Source organism: Nocardioides sp. NPDC004968, from assembly GCF_040608935.1.
Classification (GTDB): domain Bacteria; phylum Actinomycetota; class Actinomycetes; order Propionibacteriales; family Nocardioidaceae; genus Nocardioides.
On the sequence record NZ_JBEXJF010000002.1, the window covers coordinates 31,053 to 52,886 of the forward strand.

At 69.9% G+C, this 21,834-nt stretch carries 25 protein-coding genes; 16 read left to right on the forward strand and 9 right to left on the reverse strand.

Going from position 1 to position 21,834, the window contains the following annotated elements:
- Window positions 1-83: 83 nt before the first annotated feature.
- The gene (locus ABZU72_RS02655) at window positions 84-1,307 is read left to right on the forward strand and encodes an alanine racemase (RefSeq protein WP_355017365.1); all 1,224 of its coding nucleotides are present in this window, start codon (window positions 84-86) and stop codon (window positions 1,305-1,307) included.
- Window positions 1,308-1,311: 4 nt separating this feature from the next.
- Here the strand turns inward: ABZU72_RS02655 and ABZU72_RS02660 are convergent, their stop codons facing one another.
- From ABZU72_RS02660 to ABZU72_RS02670, 3 genes are all read right to left on the reverse strand, one after another.
- Window positions 1,312-2,214 (reverse strand): endonuclease/exonuclease/phosphatase family protein, encoded by a 903-nt coding sequence (locus tag ABZU72_RS02660; protein ID WP_355017366.1) that lies wholly within the window; start codon window positions 2,212-2,214, stop codon window positions 1,312-1,314.
- A gap of 81 nt (window positions 2,215-2,295) precedes the next feature.
- Window positions 2,296-3,069 carry a hypothetical protein gene (locus tag ABZU72_RS02665; RefSeq protein ID WP_355017367.1) on the reverse strand — a complete coding sequence of 258 codons (774 nt, stop codon included), beginning with the start codon at window positions 3,067-3,069 and terminating at the stop codon, window positions 2,296-2,298.
- 198 nt (window positions 3,070-3,267) lie between these two features.
- A complete protein-coding gene (locus tag ABZU72_RS02670; RefSeq protein WP_355017368.1) occupies window positions 3,268-3,762 on the reverse strand; it encodes a carboxymuconolactone decarboxylase family protein in 495 nt (164 codons plus the stop codon).
- A 97-nt stretch (window positions 3,763-3,859) separates the two neighbouring features.
- On the opposite strand from ABZU72_RS02670, the gene sigJ reads away from it, so the two are divergent.
- Window positions 3,860-4,741 carry an RNA polymerase sigma factor SigJ gene (sigJ, locus tag ABZU72_RS02675; RefSeq protein WP_355017369.1) on the forward strand — a complete coding sequence of 294 codons (882 nt, stop codon included), beginning with the start codon at window positions 3,860-3,862 and terminating at the stop codon, window positions 4,739-4,741.
- A 12-nt stretch (window positions 4,742-4,753) separates the two neighbouring features.
- Here sigJ and ABZU72_RS02680 read toward each other — a convergent pair whose 3' ends face one another.
- Window positions 4,754-5,413 carry a maleylpyruvate isomerase family mycothiol-dependent enzyme gene (locus tag ABZU72_RS02680; RefSeq protein ID WP_355017370.1) on the reverse strand — a complete coding sequence of 220 codons (660 nt, stop codon included), beginning with the start codon at window positions 5,411-5,413 and terminating at the stop codon, window positions 4,754-4,756.
- Between the two features lie 149 nt (window positions 5,414-5,562).
- On the opposite strand from ABZU72_RS02680, the gene ABZU72_RS02685 reads away from it, so the two are divergent.
- The gene (locus ABZU72_RS02685) at window positions 5,563-6,336 is read left to right on the forward strand and encodes an IclR family transcriptional regulator (RefSeq protein ID WP_355017371.1); all 774 of its coding nucleotides are present in this window, start codon (window positions 5,563-5,565) and stop codon (window positions 6,334-6,336) included.
- Window positions 6,337-6,388: 52 nt separating this feature from the next.
- Window positions 6,389-7,213: a hypothetical protein gene (locus ABZU72_RS02690; protein ID WP_355017372.1), complete on the forward strand. Its 825-nt coding sequence runs from the start codon at window positions 6,389-6,391 to the stop codon at window positions 7,211-7,213.
- A 7-nt stretch (window positions 7,214-7,220) separates the two neighbouring features.
- On the opposite strand, the gene ABZU72_RS02695 is transcribed toward ABZU72_RS02690, so the two are convergent.
- On the reverse strand, window positions 7,221-8,126 hold the full coding sequence (locus ABZU72_RS02695; protein WP_355017373.1) for a hypothetical protein: 906 nt from the start codon (window positions 8,124-8,126) through the stop codon (window positions 7,221-7,223).
- Window positions 8,127-8,510: 384 nt separating this feature from the next.
- Between ABZU72_RS02695 and ABZU72_RS02700 the strand changes: the two genes are divergently transcribed.
- The 3 genes from ABZU72_RS02700 (at window position 8,511) to ABZU72_RS02710 (ending at window position 11,523) form a co-directional block, all read left to right on the forward strand.
- Window positions 8,511-9,383, forward strand: a complete 873-nt coding sequence (locus tag ABZU72_RS02700) for a S1 family peptidase (protein ID WP_355017374.1) — start codon at window positions 8,511-8,513, stop codon at window positions 9,381-9,383.
- Window positions 9,384-9,579: 196 nt separating this feature from the next.
- Window positions 9,580-10,452 carry a S1 family peptidase gene (locus ABZU72_RS02705; protein ID WP_355017375.1) on the forward strand — a complete coding sequence of 291 codons (873 nt, stop codon included), beginning with the start codon at window positions 9,580-9,582 and terminating at the stop codon, window positions 10,450-10,452.
- 210 nt (window positions 10,453-10,662) lie between these two features.
- Window positions 10,663-11,523, forward strand: coding sequence for a S1 family peptidase (locus tag ABZU72_RS02710; protein WP_355017376.1), 861 nt, complete (start codon window positions 10,663-10,665; stop codon window positions 11,521-11,523).
- A 52-nt stretch (window positions 11,524-11,575) separates the two neighbouring features.
- Here ABZU72_RS02710 and ABZU72_RS02715 read toward each other — a convergent pair whose 3' ends face one another.
- Window positions 11,576-12,775 carry a glycosyltransferase gene (locus tag ABZU72_RS02715; RefSeq protein WP_355017377.1) on the reverse strand — a complete coding sequence of 400 codons (1,200 nt, stop codon included), beginning with the start codon at window positions 12,773-12,775 and terminating at the stop codon, window positions 11,576-11,578.
- Window positions 12,776-13,124: 349 nt separating this feature from the next.
- Here ABZU72_RS02715 and ABZU72_RS02720 point away from each other — a divergent pair, with 349 nt between their 5' ends.
- On the forward strand, window positions 13,125-13,955 hold the full coding sequence (locus ABZU72_RS02720) for a hypothetical protein (RefSeq protein ID WP_355017378.1): 831 nt from the start codon (window positions 13,125-13,127) through the stop codon (window positions 13,953-13,955).
- A gap of 9 nt (window positions 13,956-13,964) precedes the next feature.
- Here the strand turns inward: ABZU72_RS02720 and ABZU72_RS02725 are convergent, their stop codons facing one another.
- Window positions 13,965-14,873, reverse strand: coding sequence for a class I SAM-dependent methyltransferase (locus ABZU72_RS02725; protein WP_355017379.1), 909 nt, complete (start codon window positions 14,871-14,873; stop codon window positions 13,965-13,967).
- A 34-nt stretch (window positions 14,874-14,907) separates the two neighbouring features.
- On the opposite strand from ABZU72_RS02725, the gene ABZU72_RS02730 reads away from it, so the two are divergent.
- On the forward strand, window positions 14,908-15,639 hold the full coding sequence (locus tag ABZU72_RS02730; RefSeq protein ID WP_355017380.1) for an oxidoreductase: 732 nt from the start codon (window positions 14,908-14,910) through the stop codon (window positions 15,637-15,639).
- A gap of 272 nt (window positions 15,640-15,911) precedes the next feature.
- Here the strand turns inward: ABZU72_RS02730 and ABZU72_RS02735 are convergent, their stop codons facing one another.
- On the reverse strand, window positions 15,912-16,706 hold the full coding sequence (locus ABZU72_RS02735) for an HAD family hydrolase (RefSeq protein ID WP_350713752.1): 795 nt from the start codon (window positions 16,704-16,706) through the stop codon (window positions 15,912-15,914).
- 124 nt (window positions 16,707-16,830) lie between these two features.
- On the opposite strand from ABZU72_RS02735, the gene ssd reads away from it, so the two are divergent.
- The 4 genes from ssd to ABZU72_RS02755 all read left to right on the forward strand — a co-directional run bounded on the left by ssd (window position 16,831) and on the right by ABZU72_RS02755 (window position 20,615).
- Window positions 16,831-17,886 carry a septum site-determining protein Ssd gene (ssd, locus tag ABZU72_RS02740; protein WP_355017381.1) on the forward strand — a complete coding sequence of 352 codons (1,056 nt, stop codon included), beginning with the start codon at window positions 16,831-16,833 and terminating at the stop codon, window positions 17,884-17,886.
- A complete protein-coding gene (locus tag ABZU72_RS02745) occupies window positions 17,883-19,049 on the forward strand; it encodes a TadA family conjugal transfer-associated ATPase (RefSeq protein WP_355017382.1) in 1,167 nt (388 codons plus the stop codon). Before ssd ends, ABZU72_RS02745 begins: the two co-directional genes overlap by 4 nt.
- Window positions 19,046-19,819 carry a type II secretion system F family protein gene (locus ABZU72_RS02750; protein WP_355017383.1) on the forward strand — a complete coding sequence of 258 codons (774 nt, stop codon included), beginning with the start codon at window positions 19,046-19,048 and terminating at the stop codon, window positions 19,817-19,819. Before ABZU72_RS02745 ends, ABZU72_RS02750 begins: the two co-directional genes overlap by 4 nt.
- A gap of 79 nt (window positions 19,820-19,898) precedes the next feature.
- The gene (locus tag ABZU72_RS02755) at window positions 19,899-20,615 is read left to right on the forward strand and encodes a type II secretion system F family protein (RefSeq protein WP_355017384.1); all 717 of its coding nucleotides are present in this window, start codon (window positions 19,899-19,901) and stop codon (window positions 20,613-20,615) included.
- Window positions 20,616-20,649: 34 nt separating this feature from the next.
- On the opposite strand, the gene ABZU72_RS02760 is transcribed toward ABZU72_RS02755, so the two are convergent.
- Entirely contained in the window at window positions 20,650-20,823 is a 174-nt protein-coding gene (locus ABZU72_RS02760; RefSeq protein ID WP_355017385.1) for a hypothetical protein, read from the reverse strand.
- A gap of 50 nt (window positions 20,824-20,873) precedes the next feature.
- Here ABZU72_RS02760 and ABZU72_RS02765 point away from each other — a divergent pair, with 50 nt between their 5' ends.
- From ABZU72_RS02765 to ABZU72_RS02775, 3 genes are read left to right on the forward strand one after another with little or no spacing between them, the layout of a single operon-like run.
- On the forward strand, window positions 20,874-21,050 hold the full coding sequence (locus ABZU72_RS02765; RefSeq protein ID WP_355017386.1) for a DUF4244 domain-containing protein: 177 nt from the start codon (window positions 20,874-20,876) through the stop codon (window positions 21,048-21,050).
- 3 nt (window positions 21,051-21,053) lie between these two features.
- Window positions 21,054-21,428, forward strand: a complete 375-nt coding sequence (locus ABZU72_RS02770) for a TadE family protein (RefSeq protein ID WP_355017387.1) — start codon at window positions 21,054-21,056, stop codon at window positions 21,426-21,428.
- Window positions 21,425-21,796, forward strand: coding sequence for an Rv3654c family TadE-like protein (locus ABZU72_RS02775; protein ID WP_355017388.1), 372 nt, complete (start codon window positions 21,425-21,427; stop codon window positions 21,794-21,796). The genes ABZU72_RS02770 and ABZU72_RS02775 overlap by 4 nt, the downstream gene beginning before the upstream one ends.
- Window positions 21,797-21,834 lie beyond the last annotated feature (38 nt).

The following is a 21,834-nucleotide window of genomic DNA, read 5'->3' on the forward strand; positions in this document are numbered from 1 at the left end:
GACGCCGATACCTCCCTGGGGTTTTCCACAGTTTCTCGAAAACCCGGTGTCTCGCAACTGGGCCCTCGGTAGGTTCTGTCCCGATGGATGATCAAGTGACCTGGGCGGACAAGGGCTTCTGGGAGCCGGGAGAAGCCGTCGATCTCACCACGTACGCAGCCTCCGGCCGCAACCTCTTCGACGGCTCGTTCACCTGGCCGGTGATGGTGCTCAAGAAGAGCGCGCTGGAGCACAACATCGCGACCCTCGCGGGCTTCGCGGAGGAGCACGGCCTGCTGCTCGCCCCGCACGGCAAGACCACGATGGCGCCGTCGCTCTACCAGCGACAGCTCGACGCCGGCGCGTGGGCGATCACCGTCGCCTCACCAAACCAGGCTCTGGTCGCCCGCCATGCCGGCGTACGCCGGGTTATGGTCGCCAACGAGATCCTCGACCACAGCGCGCTGAGCTGGGTGGCCTCCGAGCGTGCGGCCGACCCGGAGTTCCTCCACCTGCACTGGGTCGACTCGGTCGAGGGCGTCGAGGGTGCGGCCGAGGCGTCGGCCCTGGTCGGGGTCGAGGACCGGCCGCTGGCCGTGCTGATCGACCTGGGCTTCCCGGGCGGCCGGACCGGCTGTCGCTCGGTCCAGGAGGCCGTCGAGCTCGCGCGGGTGGTCGACTCCACGCCGGGCGTACTCCTGGCGGGGGTCGCCGGCTACGAGGGCGGGCTGCGGACGGCAGAGGCGGTCGGCGATTACTTCGACCGTCTCAAGGAGCTCGCCTCGAGCCTCTACACCAAGGGCCTGATCGCTGCCGACGCCATCGTCTCCGCAGGTGGTAGCGCCTTCTTCGACGTCCTCGCCGAGCGCTGGTCCACGGGCTGGCCGGACGGGATGACGCCTCGCAAGGTGCTGCGCAGCGGTGCGTACGTCACCCACGACCACGGTCTCTACGCCGGCGAGACGCCCTACGGCCGTATCGAGGGCACCCTGGACCCGGCCATCGAGGTCTGGGCACAGGTGATCTCGGCCCCCGAAGAGGGGCTGGTCATCGTCGGCATGGGCAGGCGGGACGCGCCCTTCGACCACGGCCTGCCCGTCCCGCTCGCGGTGCGACGCAACGGCTTCGGTGGCGCGGAGCCGCTCGAGGGCACCGTCGAGAAGCTGGCCGACCAGCACGCCTTCCTGCGCACCGACGCCGGGCTGCGGCCGGGCGACCTGGTCAGCTTCGGGATCTCGCACCCGTGCACGGCGTTCGACAAGTGGCGGCTGATCCCGGTCGTCGATCTCGACTACACCGTGACCGACCTGGTCCGGACGTACTTCTGAGGGCTCAGGCGATGTCGGAGAGTCGCAGCCTGACCTGGTAGAACGCGCCGTGGTCGGTGGCCCGACGGGCCGAGGGGCCGGAGTAGACCTGGTAGCGGCCGGGCCGCAGCGACGGGCTGAGGAAGGCCTGGTCGATCGGCGCCCGGCGCGCGGTGGCGCACTTCTCATGCTTCGCGAGCGGACTCACCAGACCGGTCCCGGGTGAGGTCAGGTCGCACAGGATGTCGTTGCGCTGGTTGAAGTCACCGGCGACGACCATCGGCACCTCGGCCCGCGCGACCACGTCCTTGACGATCCGGGCGTTCAGGTCGCGCCACTTCTTCTGCCTCGGGGCGGACGGGAGGCTCGCCGGGAAGTGCACGGGCAGGACCCCGACGCGCTGTCCCGAGGAACGCTCCTCCAGCACGACCACCGGCGCGCTGACACGTGCGCCGTGGCGGTAGTACATCGTGACCGTGTCCTTGCTGACCAGCCGGAAGACCGAGCGCCGGTAGAAGACCGCGTCGTCAGTGGCGTCGGGCGTGGAGACGAGGGCGTACTCCCGTCCGAACGACTCGAAGGCCTCCCGCTGCGGCGTCTCCACCTCGGCGAGCACGCCGAAGTCGATGACCGTACGCCGCAGATGACCCACCACGATCCGCATCCGCGGCACGCCGTCGAGCCGTCCGGCAGCAGCGCCTCCGGGCGCGGTGTGGTGGTCGGCCCAGGCGTTGAGCCAGGCGAAGCGCTGGAAGCCGGGCTGTACCGGTCCGGCCTGGGCCACCTTGACGGTCGGGCCGGCGGAGGCGGTCGTCGGGACCAGGAAGCTCATGGCGACGGCGATGACGCCGCACAGCGCGACCGCGGGCACGACGGCCCGCCATCGGTGGTCGAGCTTGGCGAGACCGTCCGAGGCAGTGGGGGACACGCCTACCGACGGTATGAGTCCGCCGTGTGCGCCGAACCAAACGCTTTCGAATACTCGGAAACCTCGGGTGAACTCCGGCGTCTACAGGTCCATGAAGATCAGGGCGCCCGCGATGTCGGCGGTGCCGTAGTGGAGGTAGTCGTCGACGGTCGCCTCCGGTACGCCCTTCTGCGCGGTCACGAAGCCGACGACGACCGCCTTGGAGGAGTCCTTGGCGACCCACTTCCCGATCACGTCGTCCGCGATGAGGCTGCCGGTGGGTAGGTCGAAGTCGGTCTCCTTGACCGACTCCGCGGCCGCCGTCGCCTCCGCCTCGCTGTCGAAGACGTAGATCACCCGGAGCATCCGCAGCTTGCCGCCCTCGGCGTCGTGGATCCCCATCGCGGCATACCCGCAGCCCTTCTTCTCCAGGGCGGCCGACGCGATCGGCCCGCAGTCCGGATAGTCCTGGGAAGCCACGTACGTCGCGTTCATGCTCACGTCGCCGAGCTTGAACCTCCAGTCACCCTCGAACAGATCCGCGGCCAGTCCGCCCGGGGCAGGAGCGGTCGCCGACGTGCTCGGCGTGGCCGTAACCGTCAGCGGCCCGGGCTTGGCCGTCGGGTCCTCCTCGCCGCGGAGAACGACGAGAGCGGCAGTGATGATCACGCCGATCACCAGTACCACCGCGATCGCACCGAGCCCGATGACGATGGGCCACGGGTTGTGCGGCTTCTCCGGCGGCGGTGGCCCTCCGGCGGCGAACGAATTCTCGTTCGGCGGCCAGGGGGCCGGTGTCCCAGGCTGGAGGTTCGGCGCAGGAGGCATCGCGCCGTACCCGTCCGGCGGCGGTGGTGGTGGTGTCGGCGTAGTCATCGGACCCCCTGGCCGAGTAAAGATTCACGTAGGAGAAACGTTCCCACGCGGTTCCACGATTCTCTCGTACGCCCCCCAAACACCTATCGGCCGCGACAGCAATCGGTAGCGGCCGGAAGTAGTTCGGGACGTTTCCGCCCCTCTACCCGCAGGTAATAGACAGAAACGTCCCGGACTATCTCGTTCACACAGTCCTGATCACGGAGCGACCGGGTAGTGGCTGGAGATCGCGATGCGGTTCCAGGCGTTGATGGAGATCGCGACCCAGGTGAGGGCGGCGATCTGCTTCGCGTCGAGGATGCTCTCGACGTCCACCTTGGGGGCGGGGGAGGTGTGCAGGTCGCCGATGCGGGTGATCTGCTCGGCGATGGTGAGGGCGGCCTGCTCCTCGGGGGTGAAGTACTGCGACTCCCACCAGGCGGCGACGAGGGCGAGACGGTCGGCCGTCTCGCCGTTCTTGATGGCGTCCTGGGTGTGCATCCGCAGGCAGAAGGCGCAGCCGTTGATCTGGGAGGCGCGGAGCTTGACCAGGTCGACGGTGAGCCGGTCGAGGCCGGCGACGGTGATGGCCTCCTCGACCGCCTCCTCGACGGCCATCTGGGCCTTGTACGCAGCGGGGAAGAGCTTGGTGACGTTGACGTTGGCGAGCATCGGGGTCCTTCGGGTCTGGCCCGCCACTGCGCGGGCACTCACCAGGTTGACGAGGCGGCCGATGCGAATGTGAGGTCGCCACCTCACAATCGCGATGTCTGGCTCGTCACACTGGGTGAACCCCTGAGGAGATGCCACGATGCTTGACATGGACGACCTGGGCGAGGTGATGATCGAGCGCCGCCGTCTGATCGCGCTCGCCTACCGCCTGCTCGGCACGGTCGAGGAGGCCGAGGACGCGGTCCAGGAGACCTACCTGCGGTGGTATCGCCTCTCCGATGACGAGCGGGCGGCGATCGACAACCCCTCCGGCTGGCTGAGCCGTGTGACCAGCCGGGTCTGTCTCGACGTGCTCAAGTCGGCGCGCAGCCGCCGGGAGAGGTACGTCGGCCCCTGGCTGCCCGAGCCGGTCCGGCCGGGTTTCCTGGCAGCCCCCGAGGATCCGGCCGACCGGGCGACCCTGGACGACACGGTGAGCACCGCGCTGCTCGTCGTGCTCGACGCGATGACCCCGGCGGAGAGGGTCGCGTTCGTGCTCCATGACATCTTCGCCGTCCCGTTCGGCGACATCGCCGGGGTAGTCGGCCGCTCGCCGGCCGCGGTGCGGCAGCTCGCCGCCTCCGCACGCCGCCGGGTCGCCCAGCAGCGCGACGATGTCGCCCCGCTGCCGGAGCACGACGACGTCGTACGCGCCTTCGTCGCGGCCACGGCCGGCGGCGACCTCGGCCGGCTGGTGACGCTGCTGGACCCGTCGATCACGCTCCGTTCCGACGGCGGTGGCAGGGTCAGCGCGGCCCTCAACCCGATCGCCGGGCCGGAGAAGGTGGCGCGGTTCCTGCTGGGCGTACTCACGAAGCGGCCGACCTGGGAGATCCGGACCGAGGCCACCGCAGACGGCCTCGGGTTCACGTTCGTCGAGGACGGCGCTCACCGCGGTGTCGCCAACCTGAGGGTCGCCGGCGGCCGGGTCACCGACGTCTGGATCGTCCTGAACCCGGACAAGCTCGCCCGCTGGAGTTGATCCCAGGAACGGTCAGAGCCACGATCCGAGCGTCGGCGCGTCCACGAGGTCGTGCGGTCGCCCGGCGAGCCAGGCAGCCACCTCGGGAAGCGGGCCCTCGACACCGAGCAGGTCGTCGTCAGCGAGTCCCCGCTTCGTACGGATCTCGTCGGCGAGGGCGAGCAGGAAGTCGTCGGGCAGATCGGCGAAGGTGATTCCGACGCCGAGGTCTACGGCGTGGACGAAGACCTCACGGGCCCGCATCCACGGGACGTCGCTCGCCTTCCGGGTGACGAGCTGGGCGGTGATCACCTCGTGCTCCCACTGCTCGGGGGTCAGCCGGTCCATGGCCGCGTCGAGCTCCGCGGCGCCGCGGTGATACCACGAGCGGAGCTCCTCGGCCGGTCGCGTCGCTGCCTCCTCGATGTCGGCGTTGCGCTGCTCCGTGGAGGCGTACATCCGCTTCTCCACGCCCGTCTCGGCCCAGGAGATCAGGTTGCCGAGGGCATCGGCGTTGGCGGCGACGTGGCCGACCAGGTGCTTGCGGGTCCAGCCGGGCAGCTGCGAGTCGGCGTCGAAGGCGGGACTGTCCAGACCGTCGACGGCGCCGGTCAGCAGAGCCGTGCCCTCCGCGACCCAGCGACGGGAGTCGTCGAACGTACGTGTCGGGATGGTGCCGATCAGGACGGACATCGCGTTCAGCCTTTCACGATCATGTCGGTGAGTCGGGGCGGGAGTGCCTCGAAGACGTGGTCATTGTCACAGCCCCCTCCTCAGCTCGGTCAATCTCCTGCGGAGGCGAGCGATAGATGCTTGGTTTGGTGTGATCAGGAAGAGGTGGGATGGACAAGCCGCTCAAGACCCGGCCCCCGTATGCGATCACCAGCGTCGACCACGCACTCAAGCTGGCGGCGATCCTCCAGCTCGAAGGCCGCCTGACCGTCTCGGAGGCAGCGGCTCGGCTCGACGTAGCCCGCTCCACCGCCCACCGGCTGCTGGCGATGCTGGTCTACCGCGACTTCGCGGTCCAGGACGAGGACAAGGTCTACCGAGCCGGACCGGTGCTGGAGCTGGCCGCCCACTCCCGCTCGACCGCATCCCGGCTCCGCCAGGTCGCGCTGCCGCATCTGCAGCGCCTGGTCGACCTGCTGGGCGAGTCCGCCAACGTCGCTGTACGCACCGGTGAGACCTGCCGCTTCATCGCCTCGGTCGAGTCGCCGCAGTCGCTCAAGGTCGGCTCCCGCGAGGGCATGGTCTTCCCCGCTCACCGCACCACCGCCGGCCTCCTGCTCCTGGCCCAGATCTCCGACGACGAGGTCGCCTCGATCTACTCCCGGGAGAGGTACGCCGACCACCTGGCCGACCGCCCGGACATCGACGCGCTGCGTACCGAGCTCGAGCGCGTACGCCGCAACGGCTTCGCCTTCAACGACGGTCGCTCCGAGCGGGGCGTGGTCGCCGTCGGCGTCCCCGTCCGTGGCGCCGGTGGCGACGTCGTCGCCGGGATGTCGATCTCCATGCCCAGCGTCCGCTACGACAAGGAGTCCCTGCCGAGCGTCGTCGCGACCCTGATGTCCGGCGCAGCGGCACTGGAGCGTGACCTGAGTCAGGGGTGATCTGCGTCAAGTTGGTGCCGGTAGCATCGGTTCGCGAGTTAACCTGGGCCTAATGAGCAACACCCCGCCCTCCAGCGATACCCGCGAATCGAAACCGGCCCGCATCGACTGGCTCGCGACCACCGCAGGTGCCCTTGCTGCCGTCACCTCCGCGGTGCTGCTCTCCACGCTGGGTGCCGTCGGCACCCTCGTCGGGGCGGCGCTCGGCAGCGTCGCGGCGACGGTCGGCACCAACCTCTACTCCCAGTGGCTCGCGAAGAGCCACGAGAAGGTGACCAGCGTCCAGGCCCTGGGCCGGTGGCGGTCGGCCGGGCTCGCCGGCGTACGGGCCACCTCGGAGCCTGCGACCGAGCCGACTTCGGGCTCCGTGGGCGAGGCGGCGGAAGTGGCCGATGCGGCCGAGGGTGGCGACACGGAGCCGACGCCGTCGTGGCAGGAGCGCCTCAAGACGCTGCCCTGGAAGCGGATCGCCCTGCTCTCCTTGGCGATGTTCGTGGTCGTGGTCGTCGCGATCACGATCTTCGAGCTGGCGGCCGGGCGCAGCGTCAGCTCGATCGTGGGTGGTGGGGACAGCAGCACGACGATCTCCCGGGTGACCGGCGGCGGTTCCGAGAAGCGGGACGAGAAGCGGAACGAGGATCCGTCGCCGGGCGCGACCGCGACTCCGGAGGAGTCCGCGGGTGCGAGCACTGAACCTTCGGAGTCGACCGAGCCGTCGGAGTCGGCCGCGACGGAGACGCCGAGCGCCGAGCCGTCGAGCTCGACCGGGTCGAGCGCCTCGCCGTCGGCGCAGCCCAACGAGGGTGGCGGCGTCTCGACGGAGCCTTCGCCCACGGTAGGAGCCTCGCCCGGAGCAGAGGACCAGGCGACCCCCTGACCCGGGCTCACATCCGGAAGAGGATCTCCGCGCCGAGGTCGGTGTTGCCGTAGGAGGTGTACTCCTTGCCCTGGGCCACGGTGATGCCGTCGCTGGCCGTGACCATGGTGTAGACGACGTACTTGCCGTAGTCCTTCACCTTGAACCAGCCCTGGGTGTAGTCGGGCAGGGAGGCTTCCGTGGGCGGGATCACGTGCCGCGGCTCGATCTTCTTGGCGGCCTTCCCTGCGGCCTCGACGGTGCTGAAGTCGTAGATGAAGTGGGTCATCCGCAGGTTGCCCCGCTGAGCCTTGTAGGAGACCCGCGCGGCGTAGTCGCAGCCGAGGTTGCGGATCGCGGGCTTCAGGGTCGCCTTGCAGCCGGAGTAGTCCTTGCCGCTCAGGTAGCGGGCCTTCAGGGTGACGTCGCCGTAGGTGAACTCCCAGGGGCGGGGGACATCGTCCTTGGAGAGGTGTTCGGGGCCGATGGTCGAACGCGAGCTGGTGGCGCCGTCGCTGGGGTCGGCCGGGGAGCTGGTCGCGGGCCAGTCGGGCTTGCCGCTGGACTCACCGCCGACGTCGGAGCTTCCGCCACCCTGGCTCGCCGACTCGCTCGGTGTCTGGCCGGCCGAAGCCGTGTCGCTCGCGGTCGGTGCTCCGGCGGTCGTGGCCGCGTCGTCGCCGCGGGTGAAGAGGGCGTAGACGACCACCCCGCACACGACCACGAGCCCGAGGGAGACGGCGATGGTCAAGATCTGGCGCAGCGGCCCGCCCTGGCCGGCGCGCTCCTTGCGGGCGTTGAACGCCGGTCGGTTGCCGCCGTCGTCGGAGAGTCCGATCAGGCGCTCGTTGTAGTCGAAAGGCGCAGGCTGCTTCTGCGGCTCCTCGTCAGGCGCGCCCGAACCGGGGGAGCCTGGGGGCGGCGGATACGGCATGGGGTTTGTCTACCATCTATCAACAGTCGCCACGCCGAAGGTTTGGAAGACGGACGAAATCCCGCCCGAATCCTTGCTCGAGCAGCGAGATGAACACGGACACCCACCGTACGCGGCCCAGGACCCGGGTACCTACAACTTGGCAATGCTTACCCAATCCTCTTCTGTGGGCGGGGCGCCGCAAACCCTGCGGAATCGCGTGTTGCTGCATTGCAGGAATTCGATGAACGAGTCTTTGCAATGCGAATTCTTGGGGAATCGATTGTGATGCGGAGCAAGGGAAAGAACACGAAACTCAGTTACCCGCCCCCGGTAAGCCGCGAAACCCGTGGATTCGGGTGCGGAAGCCCACAACACATGGGCCTTTCCCCCAGGAGGAGACGTATGAGGTTCCAACGCACCACCTTCCGTCCCCGCACGATCGCCGCGCTTGCCGCGGGTGTGGGTCTCGCGGCCTCCGCCGCCGTCGCCGTCCCGGCAGCCGCCGCGGATGCCGAGTTCAGCAAGGCCGAGGTCGCGTCGGTCAAGTCGGCCGTCGCCGAGTCCGCTCCGGTCGGCTCCTCGTGGTACACCGACCCGGCCACCAACAAGGTCGTCATCACCGTCGACGAGACCGTCTCCGCGGCCGAGATCGCCGAGGTCAAGGAGGCTGCCGCCGAGAAGACGAGCCAGGGCGACGAGGCCGTGACCGTCAAGCACACCAAGGGCGAGTTCAGCCCGCTCATCGGCCCCGGCGACGCCATCTACGGCGGCGGCTCCCGCTGCTCCCTCGGCTTCAACGTCAAGGTCGGCGGCGCCGACTACTTCCTGACCGCGGGCCACTGCACCAACGGCATCTCGACCTGGTACGCCAACTCGTCGAACACCACGCTGCTGGGCTACACCGCGGGCTCGAGCTTCCCGGGCAACGACTACGGCATCGTCGAGTACGACTCCTCCATCTCGAAGACCGGTGGCTTCACCGCAGGCACCGCTCGGGTCGGCCAGAGCGTCACCCGTGATGGCTCGACCACCGGTGTCCACACCGGCACCGTGACGGCGGTCAACGCCAGCGTCCGCTACGCCGAGGGCACCGTCAGCGGCCTGATCCAGACCAACGTGTGCGCGGAGCCCGGTGACTCCGGTGGCGCGCTCTACTCCGGTTCGACCGCACTGGGTCTGACCTCCGGCGGCAGCGGCAACTGCTCCACCGGCGGAACCACCTTCTTCCAGCCGGTGACCGAGGCGCTCAGCGTGTACGGCGCCACGATCTACTGATCAAGTGCTCTTGACCGAGCGTTACTGATCAAGCACGAGTACGCCGCGGGGTGAGGTGGTTTGGGCCACTTTGCCCCGCGGCGTACGAAATTTCGTCGAACTACGAAAGTTTTTTGCCAACGACTGGCCGATGAGGTGCTTACAACGACATACTCACTGTGGTCGTGTTCGGGCACAATCCGCGGTGGAGGAACGTATGAGGTTCACCAGGTCACGTAACCGTCTGCTCGCAGCAGCGGTCGGACTAGGGCTGGCGGCTAGCGCCGCGGCCACGCCGGCGGTCGCCGCGCCACCGGAGGTGGGGGCCCGCGCCAACGCGCTGGCGGCCGCCTACGCCGCCGTCGACTCCGCGGTCAACAGGTCCGCGCTGTCCGGTATCGCCTGGTACACCGACGAGGCCACCGGCAAGGTGGTCGTGACCGCGGACTCCACCGTCCCCGCGTCCGCGCTGAGCAGGCTGACCGAGACGGTCGGCGCCGATGCCGACGCGATCACGATCAAGCGCGCCAAGGGCGAGTTCAAGCCCTTCATCGGCTCCGGCGACGCCGTCTACGGCTCAGGTGTTCGATGCTCGGTTGGCTTCAACGTACGCAGCCGCGGCACCCACTACTTCCTCACCGCGGGCCACTGCGCCGAAGAGGTGGCGACGTGGTACACCAACTCCGGTCGGACCACCCGGATCGGACCGACGGTGAAGTCGAGCTTCCCGGGCAACGACTACGCGCTGGTGCGTTACGACAACACCTCGCTGACCCACCAGGGCGGCTACTCGGTCGGTGACGCGCGCGTCGGTCAGCGGGTCACCCGCGACGGCTCGTCCACCGGCGTGCACTCCGGCCGGGTCGAGGCGCTCGACGTCTCGGTCCGCTACCGCGGGTCCGGCACCGTCCGCGGCATGATCCAGACCGACATCTGTGCCGAGTCGGGCGACTCCGGTGGCCCGCTCTACGCCGGCTCGACCGCGCTCGGGATCACCTCGGGCGGCTCCGGTGACTGCGACTCGGGCGGCACCACCTTCTTCCAGCCTGTCCGCGAGGCCCTCAACGCCTACGACGTCAACATCTACTGATACGCAGCTCGAATGGGGCGAAGTGGTTCAGACCACTTCGCCCTATTTGGTAATGATTTCCGCCTGGCGGTGAAATTTTCTTCCTCCGCATAGCCGACCGATCGAGCCGCCGACATACTCCCGAGAAGGCGTGCTCGGGCACATCGCGGTGGTCGGGCATTCCTGGCGCCTGCAACCACGCGGGTGCCTGGTCGTTCGTAGGAGGAACACATGAGGTTCACCACGTCCCGCACCCGTCTGGCCGCAGTCTTCGCCGGTCTTGGCCTGGCAGCCACAGCTGCCACCACGCCGGCCGTCGCCGCACCAGATCACAAGGAGTTCAGTCCGAAGGCGCTGGCAGCGGTCCACTCCGCCGTCGACAAGTCAGCCGTATCCGGCATCGCCTGGTACACCGACGCAGCGACCGGCAAGGTCGTCGTCACCGCCGACTCCACCGTCTCCAAGGCGGAGCTCGCCAAGCTCACCAAGGCCGCAGGCGCCGACGCCGAGGCACTCACGATCAAGCGCACCGCCGGCGAGTTCACCACGCTGCTCGGCGCCGGCGATGCGATCTACGGCTCCGGCTACCGCTGCTCGTTGGGGTTCAACGTGCAGAGCGGCAGCAGCTACTACTTCATCACCGCCGGTCACTGCGGTGACGAGGTTCCGACCTGGTACGCCAACTCGGGCCAGTCGACCCTGATCGGCCCGACGGTCTCCTCGAGTTTCCCGGGCAACGACTACGCCCTGGTTCGCTATGACAACCCCTCGCTCTCGCACCCCGGCGGCTTCTCGGTCGCCGATGCGTACGTCGGTGAGCGGGTCACCCGAGACGGCTCCACCACCGGCGTCCACACCGGCACCGTCCAGGCGCTCAACGTCACCGTCCGCTACCAGGGCTCCGGCCGGGTCAGCGGCCTGATCCAGACCAACGTGTGCGCCGAGCCGGGCGACTCCGGCGGTGCGCTCTACGACGGCACCAAGGCCCTCGGCATCACCTCGGGTGGCTCCGGCAATTGCAGGACGGGCGGAACGACCTTCTTCCAGCCCGTTCGTGAGGCCGTCAACGCCTACGGCGTGAGCATCTACTGATCCGCCCGACCGCTGGTCGAGCCCCGCTCACGAGGCTCGACCAGCGGTCGTCTCAAACCGCCATCGGGATGAGGGCTGCGTCGGCGGAGTCCTTGATGAGCCGGGCGTACGCATCGAAGAGCCGCTGCTCGGAGAGGCGCTGCCGGTTGCGGAAGATGCGCTCGAAGTGCTCCTCGCGCTGGGCGAAGGCGGCCTTCCAGGACTCGGCCATCTCGGCCGGGTCGAAGCTCGAGACCAGGCGGAGGTCGCCGACCATCGCCGGAGCGTCGCCGACCGGCGTGGTCACCGGGACCGCGCCGCAGGCCATCCCCTCGAGCAGGCACAGCGGGGCGGCCTCGCCGAATGCCGAGGTGAGCGTGATCAGGTCGGCGGCGTTGTAGAGCGGCGCCATCTGGCTCTGGATCCCGAGAGCGTGCAGGTTGGTCTCCAGCGCCGGCCACGCGCCGAGCTCCTCGGTGATGAGCTGGGCGAAGGCCGGGTTGTCCGCGGTCATCCCGGCGCCGCACATGACGAGGTGGGCGTCGGGGTGCTCCTGCACGAACCGGCGCGCCGCCCGGACGAAGAGCGGGATGTTCTTCATCTCGTCGAAGCGGGCCGCGATCATCACCACGGGTGCGTCGCCGTCCACGCCGAGCTCGGCCCGCTTGCCGGCCCGCAGTTCGGCGTCGGTGCGGAACTTGTAGAGGTCGACCCCGTTGGGGAAGACCGGCAGCCGCTCCAGCGGGATCCCGGTCGCCTCGTGGTAGGCCCGCTGGGTCGACTCCGCGCAGCACACGGCCGCGGTCAGCAGCCCGGCCCGGTCGAGGTCGATGAGCTCCTGCACCCCGGCCCCCTGGTGCTCCGGGTCGGAGCGGTGCAGGCAGGTGATCAGCGGCGTCCCGGACGTACCGACCCTGCCCAGCACCGTGAGTGGCTGCTCCTTGAGGGAGAGCACCACGTCGGCCTTCGCCACCGACTGCGCCACGCGCTTGAGCTGGCTGGTGGTGATGGGGCCCGTCGGTGTACGTCTCAATGCCCGCACCGGCACGCCGGCCGAGGTCAGGCGGCGGTAGGAGTTGTCGGAGGAGATCCGCTGCGCGGTGAACTCGCGCTGCACGCGGTCGCTGAGGCTCAGCACGCTGTGCTGCTGAGGCGTGGTGGCGTCGAGCGCGCGGACGACTGCGGTGTGCAGGATCCGGGCGCCACCGGCGAAGAAACCTTCGTACAGGGAGAGAACGGAAGGGCCGTCCTCGAGGAATGTCACGGTGGACATGTCGACCTCACTTTTTCCGCAGGAGGCATCGCCCGAGCGGTGATGGTGGTGGGGCTACGGCAGAGATATGCGGCTTCGTCCGGACGCTAACGCGTCCGTGGGCGCATCCCAAGACATCATCGGCTCGGGGCGAAGGATTTCACTTGATCGTCATCTTCACGCGCGCATCGTAGGAGCGGCGGAGGATTTATCGAAACCGGCGGGGATCCGGGCTCGATTTACGGTATCTGATGTGGCGTTCGTCACGCTATGCGTTCCTCGACATTGCTCGGTGAACGATTGGCGCGGGTCTCGGACGCGCTGCTGAATAGGGCCCCGAGGGTGGCCGGATCCCGCTACGTTCGGGGCTATGACGACCGAGGTGACGACGTACCGCTATGTCCGTTTCGCTCTGTGCTGTCTGCTCGCGGGGCTCGCGATCTCGGTGGGCGCCGAGACGATCACGAGCGGGGAGTGGCAGACCTCCATCTCGTCCTACTACTACACCCCGGCGGGCCCGGTCTTCACCGCGGTGCTGTGCGCGCTGGGCGTGTGTCTGGTGGTGCTGCGGGGCTATACCGACGCGGAGGACACCGCGCTCAACCTCGCCGGGCTCTCGGCGCCGATGGTCGGCTTCGTGCCGACGCCGGAGATCGGGCAGCAGATCGACAAGGCCGCCATCGTCAACAACGCCTGGAGCTATCTGGCGGTGATGGCGATCGGCTGGGTGGTCGTGCTGATCTTCGGGCTCCGCAAGCGCGCCGCTGCCGGGGCCTGGCCGTCGCGCTGGGGCGCCATCGGGCTGGTTTCCGTCGCGGGGGCATGGGTCGTCGGTGTGGGCTGGCTGCTGATCGACCAGGAGAGCTTTGCGGCGAAGGCCCACGGGCTCGCGGCGATCTTCACCTTCACGCCGTTCGCGCTGGCGGTCGTGCTCAACACCGACTGGGGCGTGCGGAAGATCGCGCGGGAGGCCGACAAGGCGCGTACGCGGCTGGACAAGACCTACTGGGCGCTGGTCGTGGCCATGGTGGTGTTGCTGGCGGCCGGCATCGTGCTGGGCCTGACCGGCTGGACGTACTGGCTGCTGGCGACCGAGGTCTCGCTGCTGGTCTGCTTCACGATCTTCTGGGTCATCCAGAGCTTCGATCTCATGGACCCGGAGCGCGACGCGCTCACGACGCGTCCGCGAACAGTGCTTTGATCGCGGGGCTCACCGGAAGTCGATGAGCAGGTCGTCGTCGCCGTTCTCGGGGTCGGTGATGACGCGGGGGAGGCGTACGGCGGTGTCGGTGCGCTTGGCCAGCGGCACCTTCGGCTCCTGCTCCTCGTCCGTCTCGACGACCTCGACGGTGTGCTTGACGTGCGCGTGCGGGAGCACCTGCGCACGCCAGGCGCGGCAGTTGTAGGGCAGCTGCATGCCGTCCATGCCGCGGCCGTAGTCGTCGTAGAAGGCCAGCACGTCGCGCCGCTTCTGCTGCTGAGCCTCCGGCTCGAGGGTGGCGATGTTGGAGCGCGACTGGACCAGGTCCTGGATCGAGTGGCGGTCGACGACCTGCCAGTGCCGGAACGTCTGGGCCTCCACTGCGGAGAAGAACCCGGAGTCGTCGAGGATCGAGGTCGGGTCGAAGCCGCCCTCTTCTGTCAGTCCAGTCTGCTTGCCGATCAGCTTGCCGAGCTTGCGCACCCAGGGGATCCGCTCGTCGCGCTCGTTCTGGACCACGGCGAGTCGTCCGTCCGTACGCAGCACCCGCCCGATCTCCGCCAGCGCCTTGGCGTGGTCGAACCAGTGGAACGCCTGGCCGACGACGACCACGTCGTAGAGGCTGTCGCCGGTCGGGATCTGCTCGGCGGTTCCGCTGGTGGCGCGTACGTCCGGGAGCTTCCCGGAGAGGATGTCGAGCATCGCGTCGTCCGGGTCGGTCGCGAAGACGTCGTGGCCCAGGCCGACCAGCACCTCGGTGAGCTTGCCGGTGCCGGCCCCGAGCTCGAGGACCGAGCACGGCTCCGCGCCGACCAGCCACTTCACCGCATCCACCGGGTAGGACGGGCGCCCGCGGTCATAGCTGTCCGCCACGCCGCCGAAGGAGCGTGCCGGATCGGGGTTGGCTGGGTCCGTCATCTCGGTCAGGGTAACGCGCGCTTAAGGTTGACGCGTGAAGGACGATCCGCTTGCCCGGTTGGTGTCGCTCGAAGGTGTGGCCTCGGGCTTCGCCGCAGCTCGTGACGGTATCGACGTGATGCTGCGTGACCGGGGACTGCGGCGTACGTCTCCGGAGACCACCGCCGAGTCGCTGCTGCGCGGTGCGCACGCCTCTGCCGTGCTGGAAGGGTCCTCGTCGTCCTTGGGTGAGGTTCGCGACTCGGGCGGGGATGCGATCGCGCAGGACGCGGTACGGCTCTCGACCGAGCTGCTCTCGCTGGTGCCGGTGGTGAAGCACGCGCCGCTGCAGGCGTTCGCGCGGCTGCACGCGCTGGCAGCGGCGGGGTCGCTGGACCCTGAGGAGCTGGGCCGTCCGCGCTCGGCCGAGTCGGCCGAGCGGTTGCGGCGTCTCTCCGATCTGCTGCTCGCCCCAACGTCCGCGCCGGCGCTGGTCGTGGCGGCGTTCGTGCACGCCGATCTGGCGACCGCTGCTCCGTTCGCATCCCACAACGGGCTCGTCGCGCGTGCCGCAGAGCGGCTCATCCTGGTCGCGCGTGGCGTGGACGAGAAGTCGCTGGTCGTGCCCGAGGCCGGCCATCTGGCGCTGCGGGCCGCCTACGAGTCGAACCTGCGCGGCTTCCGCGAGGGTGGCCAGGCGGGGGCGCACTCGTGGCTGCTCTACGCGGCCGAGGCGTACGCCGCCGGGGCCGAGGCTTCGCCGCTACGCCTGGACGCGGCCGAGTAGACGAGGCAAAAGCAGGTGGCACCCGGTGGGTTGTGAGCACCGGGTGCCACCGCTGACACGAGCGTTTCTGGTTACCAAGCGTGCAAGGTCTGGTCACTGCGTCGGGATTTCTCCCCGGCTACAGCACCCCATCAGATGGGTGGATCGCCGCGTGGGTGCCTCTCACTCGTGTACGTCTTGTTACACCTCTGTTTCTACGCCGATCGGCGGCCAGATACAAGGCTGGAAATTCTGCAGGATGAGGAGGATGATGCCGCTTCTGCAGAATTGGGTCAGGCGCCGAGGCGACGGCGCTTCGTGCCCGCCCAGATGACGCCGCCGGCGATCGCGACGGCGCCCCCGACGGCCAGCGCGGCCAGGGTCGGCGTGGACGGGGTGAGCACGCGGCTGCGCAGCGCGACCGGCTTGTTGAAGACCAGGATGTCCCAGCCGCGTTCCTTGGCAGCCTTACGGAGGTCCTTGTCGGGATTGACCGCGAACGCGTGGCCGACCTCCTCCAGCATGGGGAGGTCGGTGACGGAGTCGGAGTAGGCGTACGACTGCTCGAGGTCGTAGCCGAAGCGCTCGGCCAACTGCTGGACCGCGCGGGCCTTCTCCTCGCGGTAGGCGTAGAGCGCGATCTCGCCGGTGTAGCGGCCGTCCTCGATCTCCATCTGGGTGGCGACGACGTGGTCGGCGCCGAGCATCGTGCCGATCGGCTCGACCAGCTCGGTGCCGGAGGCGGAGACGATGATGACGTCGTGACCCTGGGCGTGGTGCTGCTCGATGAGCTGCACCGCCTCCTCGTAGACGAGCGGGTCGACCACGTTGTGGAGGGTGTCGGCGACGATCTCCTTGACGGTCGCCACGTCCCAGCCGGTGACCATCTCGGAGAGCGCCTTGCGCATCTTCTCCATCTGGTCGTGGTCGGCACCGCCGACGACGTAGACGAACTGCGTGTAGGCCGAGCGGATCATGGCCGCGCGGGTGATCAGGCCGCCGGCCTGGAAATGCTTGGAGAACGCAAGCGTGCTCGACCTCGCGATGATCGTCTTGTCGAGGTCGAAGAACGCAGCGATGCGTGTCATGGGCACATCGTAGACGGCCGTTGGGCGGGCCGATCACCATCCACAGGGCGGGTCCGGGACGGGGTTATCCACAGGTCCTGAATTTGCGAGTGGAATTGTCGGTGTCGCGGCGGATCCTGCTGCCATGACCTCGGAACCGCTTGTCATCACCTCGGACTCGTTGCTCGCCGCTGAGGCGGCTCGCCTGGCCGCCGCCTCCGGCGTCACCGTCGAGGAGTGCACCGACGCCGTCGGCGCCCTGCGTCGATGGCAACGCCCGCCACTGATCCTCGTCGGCGCCGACCTCCTGGCGGAGGTGGCATCGCTGCGTCCACCCCGAAGAGACGGGGTGTACGTCGTGGGATGGGGCTCGACCGGCGAACCGCTGCTCCGGGCCGCGCTGGAGGTCGGCGCCGAGACGTTGCTCGAGTTGCCGGCTGCCGAGACCGTGGTCGCCGGGCTGCTCGCCGACGTCAGCGACGGTGAGGGCGGCGACGGCACGGTCGTCGGCGTCCTGGCCGGATCGGGTGGAGCCGGTGCGACGACGTACGCCGCGGCCCTGGCCAGCCTGGGAGCAGACCGTGGGTCGACGCTGCTGATCGACGCTGACCGGCTCGGTCCTGGAGCCGGGCGGGTGCTCGGCCTCGACGAGATCCCCGGCGTGACCTGGGGCGATCTCGGGCAGACTGCCGGGCGGCTGGGTGCGCGGGCGTTGCGTGAGGCGGTGCCGCACGTCGGGTGGCTGGGCCTGCTGGGGTGGCCGGGCGGCGACGTTGTGCCACCGCGGCCCGAGGTGGTGCGCGAGGTGCTCGCCGCCGCCCGACGCGGCCATGACCTGGTCGTGGTCGACCTGCCACGCGAGTCCGACGCCGCCGCTGAGGCGCTGCTGACCGGCTGCGACATCGTCCTCGTCATCGTTCGGGCGAACGTCACCGGCACGGCGTCCGCCGCTCGGCTGATCTCCCGCCTTCCCGAGCGGGATCGGGTGCGGCTCGTCGTCCGCGGCCGCGCGGCCGAGCCGGAGGCCGTGGGGCGTGCGCTCGGGCTCCCGGTGATCGCCTCGATGTCCGACCAGCGCGGGCTCTCAGAGGCCATCGACCTGGGCCTGGGGCCGATCCGCTCGAAGCGGGCGCCGCTGGCCCGTGCCGCGGCAGAGGTGCTGATGCGCTGTCGGGTCCGCGCGGGGGTGATGGTCGCATGATCGGCGCTGTCGACATCGCGCCTCAGGTCGTCGACCTCGTCCGCGACCACCTGGCCCGTACGCCGGGCGAGCTCACCCCGCACCGGGTTCAGGAGGCGCTTCGTGCGGAGGGACGGATCGTCGGTGACGCGACGGTGCTGGCGGTCTACGAGATGCTGCGGCGCGACGTGGTCGGCGCGGGGCCGTTGGAGCCGCTGCTGCGGTTGCCGGGAGTGACCGACGTCCTCGTCAACGGGCCCGATCAGGTCTTCATCGACCGCGGCTCCGGCCTGGAGCCCGCTCCGGTCGCGTTTCCTGACGACGACGCGGTTCGCCGGCTGGCGCAGCGGTTGGCCGCCGGGGCCGGCCGCCGCCTGGACGATGCCTCGCCCTACGTCGACCTGAGGCTGGGCGACGGCAGCCGGTTCCATGCGGTGCTGGCGCCGCTGGCGCGACCGGGCACGGTGATCTCGTTGCGGGTGCCGTCGGCGCGGGCGTTCACGCTCGCCGAGCTGGAGGCTTCGGGGATGGTGGTTCCCCGCGTGGCTGATCTGCTGCGCCGGCTGGTGCTGGCACGGTCGGCGTTTCTCGTCTCCGGAGGCACCGGCACAGGGAAGACCACCTTGCTGGCGTCGCTGTTGTCCTTGGTGCCGCCGGAGGAGCGGCTGGTGCTGGTGGAGGACGCCTCCGAGCTGCGTCCGGACCATCCGCATGTGGTCGGCCTCGAGGCGCGCCCGGCCAACATCGAGGCCGCCGGCGCCGTCGAGCTCCATACGCTGGTCCGCCAGGCCCTCAGGATGCGGCCGGACCGGCTGGTCGTGGGGGAGGTGCGTGGCGCTGAGGTCGTCGATCTCCTCGCCGCGTTGAACACCGGCCACGAGGGTGGCTGCGGCACGCTGCACGCCAACTCCGCCGCCGATGTGCCGGCTCGGGTGGAGGCGCTGGCGCTCGCCGCCGGTCTCGGCAGGGAGGCGGCGCACAGCCAGTTCGCCTCTGGTGTCGACGTGGTCGTGCACCTGCGGCGACGTGACGGCCGCCGGGTGCTGACCGAGATCGCGGTCCCGTGTCGCGGAGCCGATGGGCTGGTCCGGATGGAGACCGCCTTCTCGGTGGCCGCCGATGACGTCGTGGTCGCCGGACCGGCCGCAGACCGGCTCGAAGCGCTGCTGGGAGCGGAGCGGTGAGTGCGCTGAGCCTCGGGCTGGTCGCCGGCCTGCTCGGTGCCGCCGCCGCGCTGATGCTCCGCCCACGAGCAGCGGTTGGACCACGGTCGCCTGAGTGGCGGGTGCCGCGGTGGTCGTTCCTCCTGGTCGCCTTGATCCCCATCGTCTTCCCGGGCAAGGCGGTCGTCGCGGCTGTCTTGCTCGGGATCGCCACCTTTGGCGGTGTCGCCCTGTGGCGGCGCCGCTGCGAGCGGATCGAGGCTGGGCGTACGGCCAACCGCGTCGTCGAGGCCTGCGAGCAGATGGCCGCCGAGCTTACCGCCGGGCACCCGCCCGGTCCCGCGCTGACGCAGCTCGCCACGGAGTGGCCGGTGATCGAGCCGGTCGCGGAGGCGCAGCGGATGGGCTCCGACGTACCAGCCGCGTGGCGGCAGGTCGCCGAGGTGCCTGGGGCGGGATCGCTCCGTGTGGTCGCCGCGGCCTGGCAGATCGCCCACCAGACCGGGAGCGGTCTCGCGGACGCACTCGACCGGGTGGCGCTGGACCTGCGGGCCGCAGCCGCCACCCAGCGGGTCGTCGACGGCGAGCTCGGCTCGGCGCGCTCCACCGCCCGCCTGATCGCAGGCCTGCCGGTGGCTGCCCTGGCGATGGGCAGCGGCGTCGGCGGCGACCCGCTGGCGTTCCTCTTCGGATCGCCGGTGGGTCTGGCCTGCCTCGGTCTCGGACTGCTGCTCGGCTGGCTGGGGCTGTGGTGGATCGAGGGCATCGCGCGTGGGGTGGAGGCGAGATGAGCGAGCGTCAGCGAGCGAACTTTGGACCTTTCATCGGGCCGCGTCCGTATTCTGGCGCTTGCGCTACGGAGGTGGCCCGATGAGCATGTGGTTCGCGGCTGTCTCGCTCGGGCTGGCAGCAGCGTTGCTGCCCGCGCCAGCCTCACCACTTCCCGGCAGGATCGCGGCCGTTGCGGACCGGGATGATCCCGGCGGCTGGATGATGCGCTGGCGGCCGTTGCTGGCGCTGCTCGCCGCCGGTGCCGTCTACTCGTTCGTCGGCGGCACGGCGGGTGCCGTACTCGCCGCTCCGGCGGGTGTCGTCTGCTGGCTGGTCATCGGCCGGGTCGAGCCCGCCGAGGTCCGGCGCGAGCGGGAGGCCGCGAAGGCCGAGCTGCCTGCCTTGGTCCGCCTGCTCTCCGCCGCGCTCTCCTCCGGCGCGGCGCCCGCCGAGGCGCTCGTGGCCGTCGCCGCAGCGCTGCCCGGGCCGGCAGCCGCCCGACTTCTGCCGGCGGCCTCTCGGCTTCGTCTGGGAGCCGATCCGGAGAAGACCTGGCGCACCCTGGTGGACGATCCCGCGCTGGCGCCGCTGGGCCGAGCACTGGCCCGAGCTCAGGCGACCGGTGCCCCGGTCGCCACGACGGTCGAGCGCCTTGCCGACGATCTGACCAGAAATGCCCGGGCAGAGGTCGAGGACCGCGCCCGCGCGGTGGGCGTCAAGGCCGCCGTCCCGCTCGGCATCTGTCTCCTCCCCGCCTTCCTGCTGCTGGGCGTCGTCCCTGTCGTCGGCGGCCTCCTCTCCAACCTCGGCATCTGACCCGGCCGAGCCGTCACCCCCGTCGGCCGAGCCGTCACGCGCGTCGGTCGAGCTGGCAGCCGAATGCCGACTCGACCGACGTATGTGGCGTCTCGGCGCGCTTGTTTTCCCTGATCAACGGGCCGTTTGTCATCCACAGGGTGGGTTCGGGATCGGGTTGTCCACAGCCGGCGACATGGCGGTCGCGGATGTCGGTGGAGCGGGTCATTGTCGTCGTGAGCGGCCGTACCGACGGCCATCGACCAGAGAGGACCAACCATGGCCAAGACACATCTTCGGAAGGACGAGAAGGGGATCACGACGGCCGAATACGCCGTCGGGACGGCGGCAGGTGCCGGGCTCGCCGGCCTGCTCTACAAGTTGCTCACCGGTGGCTTCGGCAACGACCTGCTCAACAGGCTGTTCCAGCACGTGCTCAGCCTGCTGGGGATCTGAGCCGTGGTCCGCGGGCAGCGGGACGAGCGAGGCGCCGCGACCGCGGAGCTGGTGATGGTCATCCCGCTCCTGGTGGCCGTGACCATCGGGCTGGTGTGGTTGCTGTCGGTGGGAGCGGCGCAGATCCAGGTGGTCGACGCGGCTCGGGAGACCGCCCGGGCCGTCGCCCGAGGGGACGACAGCGGCTCCGCCGTCGCCCGCGGACGTCGGGTCGGGCCTGCGGGCACACAGGTGAGTGTCAGCGCCGGCGCCGAGGAGGTCGTCGCCTCGGCCCGAGCCCGGGTGACCGGGCCCGGCGGGATCTTCAGGTGGATACCGGGTGTGACCGTTCGCGGCGAGGCGGTCGCTGCGACCGAGGCGACGCGGGGGGAGCAGTGAGCACGTTGCGGGCGGGCGAGGACGAACGCGGGTCGGCAGCCCCGTTCGCGGTCGGCGCGATCGGACTCCTGCTCTTCCTCGGCGCGGCGCTGGGTGTCGTGGGCGCGGTCTTCGTCGCCCACCGCACCGCACAGTCCGCGGCCGATCTGGCCGCCTTGGCGGGCGCCAACGCGCTCCAGGTCTCCGAGGACGCATGTGCGGAGGCGTCGACGATCACCGCCCGCAACGGCGCCACATTGGAGTCGTGCGAGATCGCCGGGGAGGACGTCACCGTCACCGTGCGGGTCGAGGGACCGCGCTGGCTCGGTCAGCCGGGGGACCCGGTCGCCGAGGCGAGAGCCGGCCCGACCGAGCCTCGGCCGGACTAGAGGCAGCGTCCAGGCGGGGTCGGTCGGGTCAGGCTACG

Excerpts from the sequence above, each read along its gene's own strand:
- ABZU72_RS02755 (WP_355017384.1), top strand. The coding sequence starts at position 19,899 with ATGAGCATGTGGTTCGCGGCTGTCTCGCTCGGGCTGGCAGCAGCGTTG.
- ABZU72_RS02745 (WP_355017382.1), top strand. The coding sequence starts at position 17,883 with ATGATCGGCGCTGTCGACATCGCGCCTCAGGTCGTCGACCTCGTCCGC.
- ABZU72_RS02760 (WP_355017385.1), bottom strand. The coding sequence starts at position 20,823 with ATGACCCGCTCCACCGACATCCGCGACCGCCATGTCGCCGGCTGTGGA.
- ssd (WP_355017381.1), top strand. The coding sequence starts at position 16,831 with ATGACCTCGGAACCGCTTGTCATCACCTCGGACTCGTTGCTCGCCGCT.
- ABZU72_RS02735 (WP_350713752.1), bottom strand. The coding sequence starts at position 16,706 with ATGACACGCATCGCTGCGTTCTTCGACCTCGACAAGACGATCATCGCG.
- ABZU72_RS02685 (WP_355017371.1), top strand. The coding sequence starts at position 5,563 with ATGGACAAGCCGCTCAAGACCCGGCCCCCGTATGCGATCACCAGCGTC.
- ABZU72_RS02710 (WP_355017376.1), top strand. The coding sequence starts at position 10,663 with ATGAGGTTCACCACGTCCCGCACCCGTCTGGCCGCAGTCTTCGCCGGT.
- ABZU72_RS02765 (WP_355017386.1), top strand. The coding sequence starts at position 20,874 with ATGGCCAAGACACATCTTCGGAAGGACGAGAAGGGGATCACGACGGCC.
- ABZU72_RS02720 (WP_355017378.1), top strand. The coding sequence starts at position 13,125 with ATGACGACCGAGGTGACGACGTACCGCTATGTCCGTTTCGCTCTGTGC.
- ABZU72_RS02690 (WP_355017372.1), top strand. The coding sequence starts at position 6,389 with ATGAGCAACACCCCGCCCTCCAGCGATACCCGCGAATCGAAACCGGCC.
- ABZU72_RS02655 (WP_355017365.1), top strand. The coding sequence starts at position 84 with ATGGATGATCAAGTGACCTGGGCGGACAAGGGCTTCTGGGAGCCGGGA.
- ABZU72_RS02705 (WP_355017375.1), top strand. The coding sequence starts at position 9,580 with ATGAGGTTCACCAGGTCACGTAACCGTCTGCTCGCAGCAGCGGTCGGA.
- ABZU72_RS02715 (WP_355017377.1), bottom strand. The coding sequence starts at position 12,775 with ATGTCCACCGTGACATTCCTCGAGGACGGCCCTTCCGTTCTCTCCCTG.
- ABZU72_RS02680 (WP_355017370.1), bottom strand. The coding sequence starts at position 5,413 with ATGTCCGTCCTGATCGGCACCATCCCGACACGTACGTTCGACGACTCC.
- sigJ (WP_355017369.1), top strand. The coding sequence starts at position 3,860 with ATGCTTGACATGGACGACCTGGGCGAGGTGATGATCGAGCGCCGCCGT.
- ABZU72_RS02700 (WP_355017374.1), top strand. The coding sequence starts at position 8,511 with ATGAGGTTCCAACGCACCACCTTCCGTCCCCGCACGATCGCCGCGCTT.
- ABZU72_RS02725 (WP_355017379.1), bottom strand. The coding sequence starts at position 14,873 with ATGACGGACCCAGCCAACCCCGATCCGGCACGCTCCTTCGGCGGCGTG.
- ABZU72_RS02665 (WP_355017367.1), bottom strand. The coding sequence starts at position 3,069 with ATGACTACGCCGACACCACCACCACCGCCGCCGGACGGGTACGGCGCG.
- ABZU72_RS02695 (WP_355017373.1), bottom strand. The coding sequence starts at position 8,126 with ATGCCGTATCCGCCGCCCCCAGGCTCCCCCGGTTCGGGCGCGCCTGAC.